This is a genomic window from Pseudomonas sp. KBN10P06128 (assembly GCF_037574945.1).
Lineage (GTDB): Bacteria > Pseudomonadota > Gammaproteobacteria > Pseudomonadales > Pseudomonadaceae > Pseudomonas > Pseudomonas aeruginosa.
The window spans coordinates 5837378-5853337 of the sequence record NZ_JBBELR010000001.1 but is presented as its reverse complement, the minus strand read 5'-3'; the positions used below and the strand labels follow the sequence as shown (position 1 = coordinate 5853337).

Annotated in this window: 14 protein-coding genes; 6 read left to right on the top strand and 8 right to left on the bottom strand. The window is 66.0% G+C overall.

Annotated features, from left to right (window positions below; genetic code table 11):
* The 5 genes from VQ065_RS27280 to VQ065_RS27260 form a co-directional block, all read right to left on the bottom strand.
* Complete coding sequence (locus VQ065_RS27280; protein WP_003095238.1) at positions 1–1128, bottom strand: fused MFS/spermidine synthase; 1128 nt, start codon at positions 1126–1128, stop codon at positions 1–3.
* On the bottom strand, positions 1128–1610 hold the full coding sequence (speD, locus tag VQ065_RS27275; RefSeq protein WP_003095236.1) for an adenosylmethionine decarboxylase: 483 nt from the start codon (positions 1608–1610) through the stop codon (positions 1128–1130). Before speD ends, VQ065_RS27280 begins: the two co-directional genes overlap by 1 nt.
* A 227-nt stretch (positions 1611–1837) precedes the next feature.
* On the bottom strand, positions 1838–4654 hold the full coding sequence (locus tag VQ065_RS27270; RefSeq protein WP_014603532.1) for an FAD-binding and (Fe-S)-binding domain-containing protein: 2817 nt from the start codon (positions 4652–4654) through the stop codon (positions 1838–1840).
* Positions 4655–4720: 66 nt separating this feature from the next.
* The gene (gene lldD / locus VQ065_RS27265) at positions 4721–5866 is read right to left on the bottom strand and encodes an FMN-dependent L-lactate dehydrogenase LldD (RefSeq protein WP_003095228.1); all 1146 of its coding nucleotides are present in this window, start codon (positions 5864–5866) and stop codon (positions 4721–4723) included.
* A 155-nt stretch (positions 5867–6021) separates the two neighbouring features.
* Positions 6022–7704: a lactate permease LctP family transporter gene (locus tag VQ065_RS27260; RefSeq protein WP_003095223.1), complete on the bottom strand. Its 1683-nt coding sequence runs from the start codon at positions 7702–7704 to the stop codon at positions 6022–6024.
* A gap of 328 nt (positions 7705–8032) precedes the next feature.
* Here VQ065_RS27260 and VQ065_RS27255 point away from each other — a divergent pair, with 328 nt between their 5' ends.
* Positions 8033–8806, top strand: a complete 774-nt coding sequence (locus VQ065_RS27255; RefSeq protein ID WP_003095221.1) for an FCD domain-containing protein — start codon at positions 8033–8035, stop codon at positions 8804–8806.
* 22 nt (positions 8807–8828) lie between these two features.
* Here VQ065_RS27255 and smpB read toward each other — a convergent pair whose 3' ends face one another.
* Entirely contained in the window at positions 8829–9308 is a 480-nt protein-coding gene (smpB, locus tag VQ065_RS27250) for an SsrA-binding protein SmpB (protein ID WP_003100496.1), read from the bottom strand.
* A 274-nt stretch (positions 9309–9582) separates the two neighbouring features.
* On the opposite strand from smpB, the gene VQ065_RS27245 reads away from it, so the two are divergent.
* Both VQ065_RS27245 and VQ065_RS27240 read left to right on the top strand, forming a co-directional pair.
* Positions 9583–10017, top strand: a complete 435-nt coding sequence (locus VQ065_RS27245) for a type II toxin-antitoxin system RatA family toxin (protein WP_003095219.1) — start codon at positions 9583–9585, stop codon at positions 10015–10017.
* Positions 10010–10315 (top strand): RnfH family protein, encoded by a 306-nt coding sequence (locus VQ065_RS27240; protein ID WP_003095218.1) that lies wholly within the window; start codon positions 10010–10012, stop codon positions 10313–10315. The genes VQ065_RS27245 and VQ065_RS27240 overlap by 8 nt, the downstream gene beginning before the upstream one ends.
* 67 nt (positions 10316–10382) lie before the next feature.
* On the opposite strand, the gene VQ065_RS27235 is transcribed toward VQ065_RS27240, so the two are convergent.
* Positions 10383–10913, bottom strand: a complete 531-nt coding sequence (locus VQ065_RS27235; protein ID WP_003109323.1) for an outer membrane protein assembly factor BamE — start codon at positions 10911–10913, stop codon at positions 10383–10385.
* A 97-nt stretch (positions 10914–11010) separates the two neighbouring features.
* On the opposite strand from VQ065_RS27235, the gene fur reads away from it, so the two are divergent.
* Positions 11011–11415, top strand: a complete 405-nt coding sequence (gene fur, locus VQ065_RS27230; RefSeq protein ID WP_003095216.1) for a ferric iron uptake transcriptional regulator — start codon at positions 11011–11013, stop codon at positions 11413–11415.
* Positions 11416–11484: 69 nt separating this feature from the next.
* Here fur and recN read toward each other — a convergent pair whose 3' ends face one another.
* Positions 11485–13161: a DNA repair protein RecN gene (gene recN / locus VQ065_RS27225; RefSeq protein ID WP_003095215.1), complete on the bottom strand. Its 1677-nt coding sequence runs from the start codon at positions 13159–13161 to the stop codon at positions 11485–11487.
* Between the two features lie 167 nt (positions 13162–13328).
* Between recN and grpE the strand changes: the two genes are divergently transcribed.
* Positions 13329–13889, top strand: a complete 561-nt coding sequence (grpE, locus tag VQ065_RS27220; RefSeq protein WP_003095213.1) for a nucleotide exchange factor GrpE — start codon at positions 13329–13331, stop codon at positions 13887–13889.
* An 89-nt stretch (positions 13890–13978) separates the two neighbouring features.
* A complete protein-coding gene (dnaK, locus tag VQ065_RS27215; protein WP_003095212.1) occupies positions 13979–15892 on the top strand; it encodes a molecular chaperone DnaK in 1914 nt (637 codons plus the stop codon).
* Positions 15893–15960: the final 68 nt, after the last annotated feature.

Sequence of the window (15960 nt, the reverse complement as noted above, 5' to 3'; positions counted from 1 at the left end):
TCAGGTCCTCGCCAGGGCCGGCAATTGTGCCGGGCCGAACTCGATCTCCTCGATATCCGGCGGTGCGACGAAGGGTACGCCGTCTTCCAGTACCGGTCCCGGCTGGGCGAGCAGGAAGCGGGTTTCCCGGTCCATCACGAAGCAGGCCTTGAGGTAGTCGCCGTCGAGGTGGTCGAGCCACAGCGGGCCGAGCTTGCGTTCGATGCGTCGGTCGATGTCCTCGGCCTGCCAGTGGTTCGCGTCGAGCCAGTCGGAAGCCAGCAGGAAGCCCCAGGAGGAGAGGAACGAGGGCACCGTGGCGCGGTAGCTGTGGACCTGGGAGAAGACACTGCGCAGGGTGCGGGCGAGGGCCGCGTGGGGCTTGTCGTCGCTGTGGGAAAACTCCAGTCCCTGCACCGCGACCACCCCGCCTGGTCGCAGGCGCGAATGCAGCAGCTCGTAGAACTGGCGGGTATAGAGAGCCTGGGCCGGGCCGTTGTCGAGCATGTCGACGACGTCGATGATGACCACGTCATAGAGCGACGGGTCGCGCTCGAGATAGGCCCGGCCGTCCTCGGCGAGCAGTTCGCAGCGTGGGTCGTCGAAGGCGCCCTGGTGCCACTGGAACAGGTGTTCGCGACACAGTTCCACCAGCTCCCGGTCGAGATCGACCATCACCGCCCGCCGCACGCTGGCATGGGACAGCACCTCGCGCAGGGTGGCGCCTTCGCCGCCGCCGATGATCAGTACGTCGCGCGGCTCGTCGTGGGCGAGCATGGCCGGCTGCACCAGCAGCTCGTGGTACAGCGACTCGTCGCTCTCGGCGCTCTGGATCGCGCCGTCGAGCATCAACACGCGGTCGTAGTTGTAGGTGTCGGCGATCAGCACGTTCTGCCAGCGCGTGCGGCCCTGGTAGAGCACCCGGCGCAGGCGGTAGACGTACTGGTCGAAGGGGTCGCTGTCCTCGATCGCGGTGATCGCGCCGTCGCCTTCCACCAGCGGGTCCGGCGGATAGAAATAGAAGTGGTTCGGCGGCAGCGGCGGCAGCCCGGCGGCGACCTCCGCCGGCACCAGGCCGGTGAGGTCGACGGCGTAACGGGCCTGGCTCAGGTCGGGAGCCAGCGGGGCGCGTTCGATCGGCGTATCCATCAGGCCACCCCCGTGCCCTGGCCCAGCGCCCAGCGCAGGGTCGGGCTGTCTTCGTCGACCGGGCCATTGCCGGCCAGGCTGCGGCTGAGCAGCCCCAGGCGATGGCCGCCGAGGCCGCGGTCCATGCTCGAGATCAGGTGCCGACGGCTGCCCAGGCGTTCGCTGAGCACGCGCACGGCCTGGGCGCCATCGAGCACGTCGCCGCAGGTGAACACGTCGACCGCGGCATAGCCGTACTCCGGCCAGGTATGGATCGCCAGGTGCGATTCGGCGATCACCACCACGCCGGAGATGCCGATCGGGCTGAACTTGTGGAACGCCGAGGTGATGATGGTGGCGTTGGCCTGGCGGGCGGCCTCGAGCATGCTTTCCTCTATCCACTGGATATCGTCGAAGCGCTGGTCGACGCAGTCGAACAGCTCGATGACCAGTTGCTTGCCGAGCACGGTGATCGGATCGAGTCGCAACGGTTGAATTGCCATGAAGGCCTCCTGCTTCCGTTTCGGCGAGGGATGTCCTCGCGGTGGAAGGCACGATAGGCGCGGCTGACTTAAGAGGTGCTTAACGACGGATTTTTTGCCCGCCCCGGCGCGGGCCGACGACGCCGGAGCACCCATTTCGCCTGACGTAGGGCGAATAGCGCCAGCGGCGCTATTCGCCGCTTCTGCGGAGCATGGCCCGGCGGATAACCGCGAGGCGGTTATTCGCCCTACCGAGGCGCGCCCTTCGCCTGCGTCACCCGGTCCACCAGGTAGACCACCCCGCGGTAGTCGATCCCGCCGTGCTCGCTGAGGCCGATCTCGCAGGTACGGCTGGTGGACACGCCTTCCTCGCAGAACTGCACGGCATCCTTCAGGCTGCGCAGGGAGTGAGCGTTCAGTTCCGGCGTGGTGAAGCCCTTGTCGCCGGCGAAGCCGCAGCAGTGAATGCCTTCCGGGATCACCACCTCGCGGGTGCAGCGGCCGACCAGGTCGATCAGCGCCTGGCTCTCGCCGAGGTGCTGGGTGCTGCAGGTGACGTGCACCGCTACCGGTTTGTCCTGCGGGATGAACTCCAGGCGATCGAGCAGGTGACTGCGGATGAACTTCACCGGGTCGTGGATCTGCAGCCGCGGATCGTCCAGACCCTGGACCAGGCGCAGGGTGCAGGGGCTGGTGTCGCAGTAGATCGGGTCGAGGCCGCCGCGGCTGGCCTGGAGCAGGGCGGCGAGCAGCTCGTCGCGCTTGTCGTCGGCCTGCTTCGCATACCCCTTGGACGCGAACGGCTGGCCGCAGCAGAGGTTGTCCAGGTTATCCGGGAATACCACCTGGTAGCCGGCCTTTTCCAGTAGACGGCGGGTCTTGTCCAGCAGCGGCTCGCGCTCTTCGTCGCCGAAGGCCGGGCCCATGGCGCGCGAGACGCAGGCGGCGAGATAGACCACCCGTGGCCGCTCGTCGTCGAGCGGGGCGGGCGGCGGCGCCAGGCGTACCGGCAGCGGCAGCGCCGGCGTCCATTGCGGCACGCGGCCGCCGCTGGCCTGGCTGAGGCTGTGGCTGGCCCTGGCCAGCAGGGGCGCGCCAAGCAGGCGCCGGGCAGCGTCGGCAGCGAGCAGGGCGAAGCGCGCAGCGCGCATGGCGCCGGCAAAGTTGCGCGCCAGCCAGGTGGCGCCACCGGCGTGCCGGGCGTCGGCGCCGCGCAGCTTGCGGATCAGCTCGCCGGTGTTGATGTTCACAGGACAGCGCTGGGCGCATAGGCCGGTGGCGGCGCAGGTGTCGATGCCCTGGTAGCGGTAATCGCGCTCCAGCGCCGTGGTGTCGACGCCGGCGCGCTTCTTCGCCTGGATGTCGCGCCACAGGACGATGCGCTGGCGTGGCGTGAGGGTCAGTCCGCGCGACGGGCAGACCGGTTCGCAGAAACCGCACTCGATGCACTTGTCGACGATCTCGTCGGCGGCCGGCAGCGGCTTGAGGTTCTTCAGGTGACTCTGCGGGTCGTCGCTGAGGACCACGCCCGGGTTGAGGATGCCGCGCGGGTCGAGCAGGCGCTTGAGCTGCCACATCAAGCGATAGGCGTCCTCGCCCCACTCCAGTTCGACGAACGGCGCCATGTTGCGCCCGGTGCCATGCTCGGCCTTCAGCGAGCCGCCGTACTCCACCGCCACCAGGTGCGCCACGTCGTCCATGAACGCCGAGTAGCGGGCGATCTGCTCGGGCGAGTCGAAGCCCTGGGTGAAGACGAAGTGCAGGTTGCCCTCCAGCGCGTGGCCGAAGAGGATCGCCTCATCGTAGCGGTGCTTGTCGAACAGCTCGATCAGGCGGTTGACTCCCTCGGCCAGTCGTTCGACGGGGAAGGTGACGTCCTCGATGATCACGGTGGTGCCGGTCTCGCGCACCGCGCCGACAGCCGGGAAGGTGTCCTTGCGGATGCGCCAGAGCTGGTTGTAGACCGCCGGGTCTTCGCTGAAGTCGACCTGCTTCTCCAGCGGATATTCGGCGATGGAGGCCATGATCCGCCCGAGCTGTTCGTGCAGCAGCGTGCGGCTCGCCGCGCGGGACTCGATGAGCAGGGCGCAGGCACCGGCGGAAAGGCTCTTCACCCATTCCGGCATGCCTTGCATGTTCTCCACTGAGCGCAGGCTGCGCCGATCGAGCAGTTCCACCGCCGAGACCGGCTGGCGCTTGAGCACCGCGACCGCCGTGCAGCAGGTTTCCACCGTGGGGAAAACCAGCAGCGCCGAGGCCTTGTGCGGGTGTTCCGGGACGGTGTCGTAGGTCACCGCGCTGATGAAGCCGAGGGTGCCCTCGGAGCCGACCATCAGGTGGGTGAGGATGTCCAGCGGCTCGTCGTAGTCGACCAGCGCGTTCAGCGACAGGCCGGTGGTGTTCTTCAGCCGGTACTTGTGACGGATCTTCGCGGCCAGTTCGGCGTTGGCGCGGGTCTCGCGGCCGAGTTCGGCGAGCCGTTCCAGCAGCTCGCCGTGGCTGGCACGGAAGGCCGCGACGCTGGCCGGGTCCTCGCTGTCCAGGCGGGTGCCGTCGGCCAGCAGCAGGCGCAGGCCGGCAAGGGTGTGGTAGCTGTTCTGCGCGGTGCCGCAGCACATGCCGCTGGCGTTGTTGGCGACGATGCCGCCGATCTTGCAGGCGTTGATCGAGGCCGGGTCGGGACCGATCTTGCGGCCGAACGGCGCCAGCCAGGCGTTCGCCTGGGCGCCGATGACACCCGGCTGCAGGCGGATCTGCGCGCCGTCGGCGCGGATTTCCCGGCCGTTCCAGTTGTCGCCGAGGACGAGCAGCACCGAGTCGCTGATGGCCTGGCCGGAGAGGCTGGTGCCGGCGGCGCGGAAGGTCACCGGGACCTGCTCGTGGTAGGCGGCGGATAGGATCGCGGCGACCTCGTCCTCGCTTTCGACGCGCAGCACCAGCTTGGGAATCAACCGGTAGAAACTGGCGTCGGTGCCGAAGGCCAGGGTCGACAGGGGGTCGTTGAAGCGGCGTTCGCGCGGTATCAGCCGCTCGACGGTCTCGAGAAAGGGAATCGGCAGGCTCATCGGCTTTCCTCGGCCCTGGGACGACGGTCACGCCCCGGGCGTTTTCAGGCTTTTCTGGCGAGCGTCTCAGGCGCCCAGTTCGCGGACCAGCGAGTCGGCGCTGATCTCGCCGATCGACTTGGCCCCGGTGAGGACCATGGCCACGCGCATTTCCTTTTCGATCAGTTCGAGCAGGTTGCGCACCCCGGCCTCGCCGGCGGCGGCCAGGGCGTAGACGAAGGCGCGGCCGAGCAGCACGCTGTCGGCGCCGAGGGCGATCATCCGCACCACGTCGAGACCGGTGCGGATGCCGGAGTCGGCAAGGATCGCCAGTTCGCCCTTCACCGCGTCGGCGATCGCCGGCAGCGCGCGGGCGCTGGACAGCACGCCATCGAGCTGGCGGCCGCCGTGGTTGGAGACGACGATGCCGTCGGCGCCGAACTTCACCGCATCCCTGGCATCCTCGGGGTCGAGGATGCCCTTGATCACCATCGGGCCGTCCCAGAACTCGCGGATCCACTCCAGGTCCTTCCAGGAAATCGACGGGTCGAAGTTGGCGCCCAGCCAGCCGATGTAGTCCTCCAGTCCGGTCGGGTTGCCGCGGTAGGCGGAAATGTTGCCGAGGTCGTGGGGCTTGCCCAGCAGGCCGACGTCCCAGGCCCAGGCCGGGTGGGTCATGGCTTGCAGGATGCGGCGCGGCGCGGCGTAGGGGCCGCTCATGCCGGAATGGGCGTCGCGGTAGCGGGCGCCGGGGACCGGCATGTCGACGGTGAACACCAGGGTGGTGACGCCGGCGGCCTTGGCCCGCTCCAGGGCGTTGCGCATGAAGCCGCGGTCCTTCAGCACGTAGAGCTGGAACCACATCGGCCGGTCGATGGCCGGGGCGACCTCCTCGATCGGGCACACCGATACCGTCGACAGGGTGAAGGGCACGCCCTTCGCCGCCGCCGCGCGTGCCGCCTGGACTTCACCGCGGCGGGCGTACATGCCGGTGAGACCGACCGGGGCGAGCGCCACCGGCATCGCCAGGGTCTCGTTGAACAGGCGGGTTTCCAGGCTCAGCTCGGACATGTTCTTCAGCACCCGCTGACGCAGGGCGATGGCCGACAGGTCCTCGACGTTGCGACGCAAGGTGTACTCGGCGTAGGCGCCGCCGTCGATGTAGTGGAAGAGGAACGGCGGCAGCTTGCGTTGGGCGGCGGCGCGGTAGTCGGTGGAAGCGGAAATGATCATTGGGCTCTTCCGTTGTGTCGAAAGGTTTCGCATCGAGCGCAGTGGAGCGGGACACGGCGGAAATGGCCAAGGGAGCCGGGCCTACGATCGTAGGCGAGTCTCCCCCAGACCATTTCCTGCGCAGTATCGCCGACGCGCGGCCGATCAGGGCGCGGTCAGTGCACCAGCATGCCGGTGAATAGGTATGCCTGGGCCAGGGTGATCAGTCCGACCAGCGCGGCGAAGATCAGGCTGTGCTTCAGGGTGAAGCGGAACAGGTCGGATTCCTTGCCGACCATCCCGGTCGCGGCACAGGCCACGGCGATGGATTGCGGGGAGATCATCTTGCCGGTCACGCCGCCGCTGGTATTGGCGGCCACCAGCAGGGTGTCGCTGACTCCGATCTGGTGCGCGGTGGTCGACTGCAGGGAGCTGAACAGGGCGTTGGAGGACGTATCCGAACCGGTCAGGAATACCCCCAGCCAGCCGAGGAACGGCGAGAAGAACGGGAACGCCGCGCCGGTACCGGCCAGGACCAGGGCCAGGGTGGTGGACATGCCCGAGTAGTTGGTGACGAAGGCGAAGGCCAGGACCATGCCGATGGACAGGATCGGCCACTTCAGCTCCATCAGGACTTCCTTGAAAGTGGTAATACCAATTTTCGCTCCGATGCGCAGGATGAACATCGATACCAGCGCCGAGAGGAAGATCGCCGTGCCGGTGGCGGAGATCGGGTCGAACTTGAATACCGCGGCGATCGGCGTGGCGCTGGTGGCGATCGGCGCGCCCTTGACCACCAGTTGGTCGAGGTGCGGGATGGCGAAGTTGAACACCAGCCAGTAGAGCTCGCCGCCCGGGGCGAACAGGGCCTTGAAAGGTTTCAGGGTCCAGATGGTCACCAGTACGGTGAGCACCAGGAACGGCGACCAGGCCTTGAGGATCTCGCCGAAGCTGTAGGCGGACGGTTCGACGCTGCGTTGCCCGCCGAAGCCGCCACCGGCCACGGCCGCGCCGCCGCTTGCGGCGAGCGCTTCGCTGGCGCCCTGCGGTTGCCAGACCTTGAGGAACAGGGTCAGGGAGACCAGGCTGACCAGTGCCGAGGTGATGTCCGGCAACTCCGGGCCGATGAAGTTGGACGTCAGGTACTGAGTGATGGCGAAGCTGCCGCCGGCGACGATGGCGGCCGGCCAGGTTTCGCGGATGCCGCGCCAGCCGTCCATCATGAACACCAGCCAGAACGGTACCAGGATCGACAGGAACGGCAGTTGGCGGCCGGTCATGGCGCCGATCTTGAAGGCGTCGATACCGGTCACCTGGCCGGCGACGATGATCGGGATGCCCAGTGCGCCGAAGGCCACCGGCGCAGTGTTGGCGATCAGGCACAGGCCGGCGGCGTAGAGCGGATTGAAGCCGAGGCCGACGAGCAGGGCGGCGGTGATCGCCACCGGCGCGCCGAAACCGGCGGCGCCTTCGAGGAAGGCCCCGAAGGAGAAGCCGATCAGCAGTACCTGCAGGCGCTGGTCGCCGGTAATCGACAGCACCGAGCTGCGGATCACCTCGAACTGGCCGCTCTTCACCGTCAGTTTGTAGAGGAAGACCGCGGCGACGATGATCCAGGCGATCGGCCAGAGACCGTAGAGGAAGCCGTAGCCGGCGGCGGCGAAGGCCATGTCGGCGGGCATGTGGAAGGCGAAGATGGCCACCGCGATGGCCAGCGCCAGGGTGATGCTGCCGGCGATGTGGCCCTTGAGGCGGAATACCGCCAGGGCGAGGAAGAAGAACACGATCGGGATGACGGCCGCGGCGGCCGACAGGCCGAGACTGCCCAGGGGGGTATAGAGTTGTTGCCAGGCTTGCATGGGGGTTGGCTCCCTAATTGTTGTTGGGTTTGCCTGTGACCAGATCGGACACGCGCCAAGACCTGTGTGTGCAAGGGCGCTGGGCAGCCGAACCTGGCAAAGCTCGCATAATTGGTAAGACCAATTTACAAAAGCGAGCGCTCAGGTTAAGAGTCGAGCGTTCGGCGTGTCAATTTGCCCGTCTACGACTTTTGTCTAAGGATGCTCGTGCGGGGCTCGTGGCGGCTCGCTTGTGGTGCGGGGAGCGGCTCGGTACGCTTCCTCTCTTTTTCGCGCTGGGCGCATGGCAGAGGCTTTGCGACGAAACTTCGGGTAAGGGTGTCGGGATATGGAATTTGGTCAGGTCAGGCAGCGCCGTCTGTCGGATGACATCGTTGCGCAACTGGAGGCGATGATCCTGGAGGGCACGCTGAAGTCCGGCGAGCGGCTGCCCGCCGAGCGCGTGCTTGCCGAGCAGTTCGGGGTTTCCCGGCCGTCGCTGCGCGAGGCGATCCAGAAACTGGTGGCGAAGGGGCTGCTGGTCAGCCGCCAGGGTGGCGGCAACTATGTGACCGAATCGCTGGGCGCGACTTTCAGCGATCCGCTGCTGCACCTGCTGGAGGGTAACCCGGAGGCCCAGCGCGACCTGCTGGAGTTTCGCCACACGCTGGAAGGGTCCTGTGCCTACTACGCGGCGCTGCGTGCGACCTCCCTCGATCACCAGCGCCTGACCGAGGCCTTCGAGGCGCTCCAGGCCTGCTATGCGCGCAACGACCAGGTCAGTGCGGAAGAGGGCGCCGCCGACGCGCGCTTCCACCTGGCGATCGCCGAGGCCAGCCACAACACCGTGCTGCTGCACACCATCAAGGGCCTGTTCGACTTGCTGCGGCGCAACGTGGTGACCAATATCGGCGGGATGTACGCGCAGCGCACGGAAACCCGCGCGCAACTGATGGAGCAGCACCAGCGCCTATACGACGCGATCATCAGCGGTCAGGCGGAGCTGGCCCGGGAGGTGTCCAACCAGCACATCCACTATGTGCAGGAGGTCCTGGCGGAGGTCCAGGAAGAGGCGCGCAGGATGAAGCGCTCGCAGCGCCGGCGCAGCGTGCAGGAAGACTAGCGAGGCGCGTGCAGGGAGGCGCTCAGTCGTCCTTGCCGTGGCGCATGGCGCGTTGGATCTCCCGATCGGAGTCGCGCTCCTTCTCGGTGTGGCGCTTGTCGAAGTCCTTCTTGCCCTTGGCCAGGGCGATCTCGCACTTGACCAGGTGCTTCTTCCAGTACATCGACAGGGCGACGCAGGCGTAGCCCTTCTGTTGCACGGCGCCGAACAGCTTGCCCAGTTCGCGCTTGTGCAGCAGCAGCTTGCGCGTGCGCACCGGGTCGGCGATCACGTGCGTGCTGGCGGTGGTCAGGGGCGTGATGTGGCTGCCGAGCAGCCAGGCCTCGCCATCCTTGAGCAGCACGTAGCTGTCGACCAGTTGGGCCTTGCCGGCGCGCAGGCTTTTCACTTCCCAGCCCGCCAGGGCGACGCCCGCCTCGAAGCGTTGTTCGATGAAATAGTCGTGCAGAGCCTTCTTGTTCTGCGCGATGGTCCCCGAAGGGTGTTTCTTCTGCTTAGCCATAGGCGGCGCATTATAGGGAGTCGCCGGCTTCACCGCTATGGGGCGGCGTCGCGCTTGAGGGATAGAGGTGAATTTCGGACAATGCCCACTCTTTTCCTGGCCGCTGGCCAAGGTTTTGTAAGAAAAGTCTTCAAGTGGCGTCAGGCTGTGCTGAGCGTTTTTCTGCCGAACCCTGGCCCCGGTCGGCGGGCGCAGCGCGCCGCCGTGGCGGATGCCGCCGTCCCGCCGGCTATGCTTGGGGAGTCGCCCGCTCGACAGCAGAAGTGAGAGTTCTATGAGCACCCATATCCAGCGTTCGGCGCTGTTGCCTTATCCCGCCCGTGCGCTGTTCGATCTGGTGAACGACGTGAAGCGCTATCCGGAGTTCCTGCCCTGGTGTTCGGCCAGCCAGGTCCTGGAGGAGAGCGAAAGCCTGATGCGCGCCGAGCTGACCGTGGCCAAGGGTAGCCTCAGCCAGCGCTTCACCACCCGCAACGTGCTGGTGCCGGGAGCTTCCATCGAGATGAGCCTGGAAAACGGACCGTTCACCGAACTGCATGGCGTCTGGCAGTTCAAGGCGCTGGGCGAGAAGGCCTGCAAGATCACTCTCGACCTGACCTTCGATTACGCCGGGCCGCTGGTCAAGGCGACCCTCGGGCCGCTGTTCACCCAGGCCGCCAACACCATGGTCGACGCGTTCTGCCAGCGCGCCAAGCAACTCTATGGCTGAGATCGCCGTCGAGGTGGTCTACGCGCTGCCGGAGCGACAGGCTTTACTGCGCCTGAGCGTGCCGGCAGGTACCAGCGCACGCGAAGCCGTGCTGCTCTCCGGCATCGCCGAGGCGTTTCCAGGGCTGGATGTGCAAGGTTGTCCGCTGGGTATCTTCGGCAAGCTCCTGGCTCGCCCGGAGGAGCGGGTGCTGGAGGCCGGCGAACGGGTGGAGATCTACCGCCCGCTGATCGCCGATCCCAAGGAGGTGCGCAAGCAGCGTGCCGCACGGGCCCGGAGCGAGCGCGAAGGCGGTTAGCCGCGGGGTTTCCTGCGGAAATGAAAAAGCCCGGCGAATGCCGGGCTTTTTCGTGGAACGCCAGCCGTCATTGCGGGCTGGGGTCCAAAGGTTCGGGGGTCGGAACCGGTACCGGCTGGGCTTCGTCCACTTCGCGCTGGAGTTGTTCCAGGGTGGAGCCCGGTTTCGGCGGCTCTTCTTTCTGCTCTTCCGGTTTCTGCTGGTCGGCCGGCTGGGTGACGGTGGTGCTGCCTTCCTTGCCGAGGATCGCTTCGTCGCGGCTGACGCCGGGCATGAAGTCGCCGTTCAGGCCGGCCAGTTGGTCGCTGTCGTTGAAGAACAGGCTGACGCGCTCCTGCTGGCGACGACCGCCGCCCGGCTGGATGCTGTAGAGGTAGTCCCAACGATTGGCGTGGAAGGTATCGACGATCAGCGGGTTGCCCATGATAAACCGCACTTGGCGTCGGGTCATTCCGGGACGCAACTGGTCTATCATGTCCTGCGTTACGACGTTGCCTTGCTGGATGTCGATTTTATAGACGCCAGGAAACGAGCAACCGGCGAGTGCGGCAAGCCCCGCGAAAGCGAGACAGGTCAGCATGAGCTTGGCGTTTTGCATCGGTGAGCGACTTCCACTATCTTGGCTGGGCAAATAAAAGCCCGATCATACCCGTATTCCGGGATACTGCGAAACATCCCGCGCTGAGAAAGCAGACATGGTTGAAAATAGCGAACTTCGAAAAGCCGGCCTTAAAGTGACCCTGCCGCGGGTCAAGATCCTGCAGATGCTCGACTCGGCCGAGCAACGCCACATGAGCGCCGAAGACGTGTACAAGGCGCTGATGGAAGCAGGCGAGGACGTGGGCCTGGCAACCGTCTATCGGGTGCTGACCCAGTTCGAGGCCGCCGGCCTGGTGGTGCGTCACAACTTCGATGGCGGCCATGCCGTGTTCGAGCTCGCCGATAGCGGCCACCACGACCACATGGTCTGCGTCGATACCGGCGAGGTGATCGAGTTCATGGACGCGGAAATCGAGAAGCGCCAGAAGGAAATCGTCCGCGAGCGCGGCTTCGAGCTGGTCGATCACAATCTGGTGCTCTACGTGCGCAAGAAGAAGTAGTCGCGCAACGGTTCCATGCGAAAACGGCGACCCTGGGGTCGCCGTTTTCATTTTCCATTGAAGGAACGTTCAGTTCTGGGCGGCCAGGTTGACCAGTTTCTTCGCGTGGGCCAGGGATTCCTTGGTCAGGTCGACGCCGCCGAGCATGCGGGCGATCTCCTCGATCCGCTGGGCCTTGTTCAGGGTGGCGACCGCCGTGCGGGTTTCGCTGCTGCCGCGTTCCTTGTGCACGAACAGGTGCTGGTGGCCCTGGGCGGCGACCTGCGGCAAGTGGGTCACGGTGAGGACCTGGCCGCGTTCGCCGAGGCGACGCAGCAACTGTCCGACCACTTCGGTGGTGGGGCCTCCGATGCCGACGTCGACTTCGTCGAAGACCAGGGTGGGGATGCGCGAGGTCTGTGCCGTGATCACCTGGATCGCCAGGCTGATCCGCGACAGTTCGCCGCCCGAGGCGACCTTGGCCAGCCCTTTCAACGGCTGCCCGGGGTTGGCGCTGACCAGGAACTCCACGCTTTCCAGTCCGTTGGCCTGCGGCTCGGCGCTGTCGCCGGGATGCAGGACGATGGCGAAGCGCCCTCCGGGCATGCCCAGGCGCTGCATCTCCTGTTCCACGCTGGCGGCAAGAGGTGCGGCCGCGGCCTGGCGCAGGCGGCTCAGTTCGTCGGCTTTTTCCTGGTAATGCCGGGCGTAGGCGGCCAGCTCGTCGCCCAGGCGTCCGACCGCTTCGTCGTCGGCGTTCAGCGCCTCCAGTTCGTCGAACAGGCGCTGCTGCAGGTCGGCCAGTTCGGCGGGCTGGACCCGGTGCTTGCGCGCCAGGGAATAAATGACGTCCAGGCGCTCCTCGACCTGCTGCTGGCGATTGGGATCGGCATCGAAGTGGTCGACGAAGCGGTTCAGTTCGCCGATCGCCTCCTCGACCTGGATCTGCGCGCTGGACAACAGGTTGACCGCTTCGCCGAGGGCGGCGGGCTGGCCGCTGAACGAGGTCAGGCGGCTGAGGCTGGCATTGAGCGCGGAAAGGACGTTGCCGGCATCGCTCTCGCTGCACATTTCCACGACTTGGCGGCAGGCGGCGAGCAGGCTTTCGGCGTTGCTCAGGGTCTTCTGCTCCTGCTCCAGGCTTTCCAGTTCGTTTTCGCCGAGGGACAGGTTTTCCAGTTCTTCCAGCTGGTAACTGAGCAACTGGTGGCGGGCGCGCTGTTCGTCGCCGCTACGCGACAGGCGTTCGAGTTCCTGGCTGGTCTGCTTCCAGCGTTGCGCGGCGAGCTGCACCTGGCGCGCCAGCTCCTGGCAGCCGGCGTACTCGTCGAGCAGGCGCCGGTGGGTCTCGCTCTTCAGCAGCGACTGGTGCTCGTGCTGGCTATGGATGTCGATCAGCAGTTCGCCCAGGCTCTTCAGGTCGCCCAGAGGGCAGGGCGTGCCGTTGATGTAGGCACGCGAGCGACCTTCGGCAGTGATCACCCGGCGCAGGATGCACGGACCGTCCTGTTCCAGGTCGCGCTCGGCGAGCCAGTCGCGGGCCTCGGCGATGGCGCTGACGTCGAAGCTGGCGAGAATGTCGGCCTTGTCCGCTCCGGGACGTACCGCGCCGCTGTCGGCGCGGTCGCCGAGGGTAAGGCCGAGGGCGTCGAGCATGATCGACTTGCCTGCGCCGGTTTCGCCGGTGATCACGCTCATGCCGGTAGCGAGTTCGAGATCCAGGTGCTCGACGATGGCGTAGTTGTGAACGGACAGGTGAACCAGCATGGCGGGTGGCTCCGTGGGTTTTGTCTGGTTATTTATACAGTATTTTTTCCGGCTGGCAATTGCCGCTCGCCCCTTGAACCGTGGAAAGCCGTCCCCATATAGCCGGCAACGTTGCGAACTTATGTGTTCGCCTTGTATTTGCCAGCTTATTTTTGAAGGAGAGTGGCATGGCTGACGAACAGCAGACCCTGGATCAACAGACCCCCGAGCAGCCCACCGGCGCCGCCGAGGACCTGACCGCCCGCGTGCAGGAACTGGAGGAGCAGCTGGCTGCCGCCCAGGACCAGGCGCTGCGCATGGTCGCGGATCTGCAGAACGTACGCCGGCGTGCGGAGCAGGATGTCGAGAAGGCGCACAAGTTCGCGCTGGAGAAATTCGCCGGCGACCTGCTGGCGGTGGTCGACACCCTCGAGCGCGGCCTGGAGATGTCCGATCCCAACGACGAGGCGATCAAGCCGATGCGCGAAGGGATGGAACTGACCCTGAAGATGTTCGACGACACCCTGCGCCGCTACCAGGTGGAGGCGCTGAACCCGGAAGGCGAGCCTTTCAACCCCGAGCAGCACCAGGCGATGGCCATGCAGGAAAGCGCTTCGGCCGAGCCGGGCAGTGTCCTCAAGGTGTTCCAGAAAGGCTACCTGCTCAACGGCCGCCTGCTGCGTCCGGCGATGGTGGTGGTCAGCAAGGCGCCGGCGGAAACCCCGCCTTCCATCGACGAGCAGGCTTGAAATTCGACGCGACGACCCCATCTGGGTAGTCAACCGAGCACGAGACCCACGGGCGGGTCGCACGGAATCAAAGTTTCTGGAGAGTGAATATGGGCAAAATCATTGGCATCGACCTGGGTACCACCAACTCCTGCGTGGCTATCCTGGAGAACGGTAACGTCAAGGTCATCGAGAACGCCGAGGGCGCGCGTACCACCCCCTCGATCATCGCCTACACCAACGATGGCGAAACCCTGGTGGGCCAGCCGGCCAAGCGCCAGGCGGTCACCAACCCGCAGAACACCCTGTATGCGGTGAAGCGCCTGATCGGCCGTCGCTTCGAAGAGAACGTGGTACAGAAAGACATCCAGATGGTGCCGTACAGCATCGTCAAGGCCGACAACGGCGACGCCTGGGTGGAAGTGAAGGGCCAGAAGATGGCACCTCCGCAGATTTCCGCCGAAGTGCTGAAGAAAATGAAGAAGACCGCCGAAGACTACCTCGGCGAGCCGGTCACCGAAGCGGTGATCACCGTTCCGGCCTACTTCAACGACAGCCAGCGCCAGGCCACCAAGGACGCCGGCCGCATCGCCGGCCTCGACGTCAAGCGGATCATCAACGAGCCGACCGCGGCGGCGCTGGCCTACGGCCTGGACAAGGCCAAGGGCGACCACACCGTGATCGTCTATGACCTGGGCGGCGGTACCTTCGACGTGTCGGTGATCGAGATCGCCGAAGTCGACGGCGAGCATCAGTTCGAAGTGCTGGCCACCAACGGCGACACCTTCCTCGGCGGCGAAGACTTCGACATCCGCCTGATCGACTACCTCGTCGACGAGTTCAAGAAGGAAAGCGGCATCAACCTGAAGGGCGACCCGCTGGCCATGCAGCGTCTGAAGGAAGCGGCCGAGAAAGCCAAGATCGAGCTGTCCTCGACCCAGCAGACCGACGTCAACCTGCCGTACGTGACTGCCGACGCGAGCGGTCCGAAGCACCTGAACGTCAAGGTTTCCCGCGCCAAGCTGGAGTCCCTGGTCGAAGACCTGGTGCAGCGCACCATCGAGCCGTGCCGCACCGCGCTGAAGGATGCCGGCCTGGATGTTTCCGATATCCATGAAGTGATCCTGGTCGGCGGCCAGACCCGCATGCCGCTGGTACAGAAGACCGTTGCCGAGTTCTTCGGCAAGGAAGCGCGCAAGGACGTCAACCCGGACGAAGCCGTGGCTGTCGGTGCCGCCATCCAGGGCGCGGTCCTGGCCGGCGACGTGAAGGACGTGCTGCTGCTCGACGTGACCCCGCTGACCCTCGGCATCGAGACCCTGGGCGGCGTGATGACCGGTCTGATCGAGAAGAACACCACCATCCCGACCAAGAAGTCGCAGGTGTTCTCCACCGCCGACGACAACCAGGGCGCGGTGACCATCCACGTGCTGCAGGGCGAGCGCAAGCAGGCCGCGCAGAACAAGTCGCTGGGCAAGTTCGACCTGGCCGACATTCCGCCGGCTCCGCGCGGCGTGCCGCAGATCGAGGTGACCTTCGATATCGATGCCAACGGCATCCTGCACGTCTCGGCGAAGGACAAGGCCACCGGCAAGCAGCAGTCCATCGTGATCAAGGCATCCTCCGGCCTGTCCGAGGATGAGATCCAGCAGATGGTCCGCGATGCCGAGGCGAACGCCGAGGAGGACCGCAAGTTCGAGGAACTGGCTGCCGCTCGCAACCAGGGCGACGCGCTGGTCCACGCGACCCGCAAGATGATCACCGAGGCGGGCGACAAGGCCACCGCCGAGGACAAGGCGACCATCGAGAAGGCGCTGGGCGAGCTGGAAGCAGCGGTGAAGGGCGACGACAAGGCCGAGATCGAGGCCAAGATGAATGCTCTGTCCCAGGCTTCCACCCCGCTGGCGCAGAAGATGTACGCCGAACAGGCCCAGCAGGGCGAAGACGCTCCCCAGGGCGAGCAGGCGAAAGCCGCTGACGACGTGGTGGACGCCGAGTTCGAAGAGGTCAAGGACAACAAGTAAGCCCCGGCTTGCTTCTGCCCCGCGTGCCGGCCAGGCCGGTACGCATGATCCGCCACGCGGGAGCCTGC

What these genes read in the sequence shown, in the direction of transcription:
- VQ065_RS27280 (WP_003095238.1), bottom strand. Translation starts at nt 1,128, where the DNA reads ATGGATACGCCGATCGAACGCGCCCCGCTGGCTCCCGACCTGAGCCAG.
- speD (WP_003095236.1), bottom strand. Translation starts at nt 1,610, where the DNA reads ATGGCAATTCAACCGTTGCGACTCGATCCGATCACCGTGCTCGGCAAG.
- VQ065_RS27270 (WP_014603532.1), bottom strand. Translation starts at nt 4,654, where the DNA reads ATGAGCCTGCCGATTCCCTTTCTCGAGACCGTCGAGCGGCTGATACCG.
- lldD (WP_003095228.1), bottom strand. Translation starts at nt 5,866, where the DNA reads ATGATCATTTCCGCTTCCACCGACTACCGCGCCGCCGCCCAACGCAAG.
- VQ065_RS27260 (WP_003095223.1), bottom strand. Translation starts at nt 7,704, where the DNA reads ATGCAAGCCTGGCAACAACTCTATACCCCCCTGGGCAGTCTCGGCCTG.
- VQ065_RS27255 (WP_003095221.1), top strand. Translation starts at nt 8,033, where the DNA reads ATGGAATTTGGTCAGGTCAGGCAGCGCCGTCTGTCGGATGACATCGTT.
- smpB (WP_003100496.1), bottom strand. Translation starts at nt 9,308, where the DNA reads ATGGCTAAGCAGAAGAAACACCCTTCGGGGACCATCGCGCAGAACAAG.
- VQ065_RS27245 (WP_003095219.1), top strand. Translation starts at nt 9,583, where the DNA reads ATGAGCACCCATATCCAGCGTTCGGCGCTGTTGCCTTATCCCGCCCGT.
- VQ065_RS27240 (WP_003095218.1), top strand. Translation starts at nt 10,010, where the DNA reads ATGGCTGAGATCGCCGTCGAGGTGGTCTACGCGCTGCCGGAGCGACAG.
- VQ065_RS27235 (WP_003109323.1), bottom strand. Translation starts at nt 10,913, where the DNA reads ATGCAAAACGCCAAGCTCATGCTGACCTGTCTCGCTTTCGCGGGGCTT.
- fur (WP_003095216.1), top strand. Translation starts at nt 11,011, where the DNA reads ATGGTTGAAAATAGCGAACTTCGAAAAGCCGGCCTTAAAGTGACCCTG.
- recN (WP_003095215.1), bottom strand. Translation starts at nt 13,161, where the DNA reads ATGCTGGTTCACCTGTCCGTTCACAACTACGCCATCGTCGAGCACCTG.
- grpE (WP_003095213.1), top strand. Translation starts at nt 13,329, where the DNA reads ATGGCTGACGAACAGCAGACCCTGGATCAACAGACCCCCGAGCAGCCC.
- dnaK (WP_003095212.1), top strand. Translation starts at nt 13,979, where the DNA reads ATGGGCAAAATCATTGGCATCGACCTGGGTACCACCAACTCCTGCGTG.